Consider the following 919-nt stretch of genomic DNA (forward strand, 5'->3'; position numbering starts at 1 on the left):
CGACGAGCGCCAGCGCGGCCAACTGCTCGTTCCAGGCCTTCAGGTCCTGCGAGGACGCGACCTGGAACAGCGCTTCGGCGTAGGGACGGGCAATGGTTGCGAGTTCAGCCATGATTACAGCTCCGTCTTGAGACGGTTCAGCAATTCGGCGTGCACGCTGGCATTGACCTCGCGCTGCAGGATCTGCTCGGCGCCCTTGACGGCCAGCGCGGCGACTGCTCGCGCAGGGCCTCACGGGCACGCACCGACTGCTGCTCGGCCTCGGCCTTCGCAGCGGCGATGATCTTGGCGCCTTCGTCCTCCGCGCGCTTCTTCGCTTCGTCCACGATGGCGGCGCCGCGCTTCTCGGCGTCGGACAGCAGCTTCGTGGTTTCGTTGCGGGTCTGCGCCAGTTGCTCGTCGACCTTCTTGTTGGCGTTGGCCAGCTCGGCCTTCGCCTGGTCAGCAGCCGCCAGGCCAGTGCGGATTCGCTCCGCGCGCTCGTCCAGCGCCTTCACGATCGGCGGCCAGATGAACCGCATCGTGACGAACACCAGGATGGCGAACGGAATCCACTGAATGAAAAGGCTAGCGTTGATATTCACGGCACGATCCTTTCAGTCGTGAAAGGGACGGGCCTATCAGCGAGCGATGGTGGACAGGAAGGTGGCGGCGAACGGGTTGGCGAACGCGAACAGCAGCGCGATGGCGACACCGATCAGGAAGGCCGCGTCGATCAGGCCGGCCAGAATGAACATCTTGGTTTGCAGTTCGTTCATCAGCTCGGGTTGACGAGCCGAGGACTCCAGGAACTTGCCGCCCATCAGCGCGATGCCGATGGAAGCGCCGATCGCGCCCAGACCAACGATGATGCCGCAAGCCAGAGCGACCAGACCGAGGATGTTTTCCATGTTTTGCTCCTGAGAGAGTTAGATAAAAA

General features: G+C 63.0%; 2 protein-coding genes and 1 pseudogene. All 3 read right to left on the bottom strand.

Annotated elements, in window-relative coordinates; genetic code table 11:
* The coding region (locus FUT87_RS26645) for a F0F1 ATP synthase subunit delta (RefSeq protein ID WP_186830787.1) at positions 1-112 on the bottom strand (112 nt) is incomplete at its 3' end.
* 2 nt (positions 113-114) lie between these two features.
* Positions 115-584, bottom strand: a pseudogene (locus FUT87_RS26650) (F0F1 ATP synthase subunit B).
* A gap of 36 nt (positions 585-620) precedes the next feature.
* Positions 621-890 (bottom strand): F0F1 ATP synthase subunit C, encoded by a 270-nt coding sequence (gene atpE / locus FUT87_RS26655; RefSeq protein ID WP_091728411.1) that lies wholly within the window; start codon positions 888-890, stop codon positions 621-623.
* Between the last annotated feature and the right edge of the window lie 29 nt (positions 891-919).

Source organism: Mitsuaria sp. TWR114 (genome assembly GCF_007997345.1).

Excerpts from the sequence above, each read along its gene's own strand:
- atpE (WP_091728411.1), bottom strand. The coding sequence starts at position 890 with ATGGAAAACATCCTCGGTCTGGTCGCTCTGGCTTGCGGCATCATCGTT.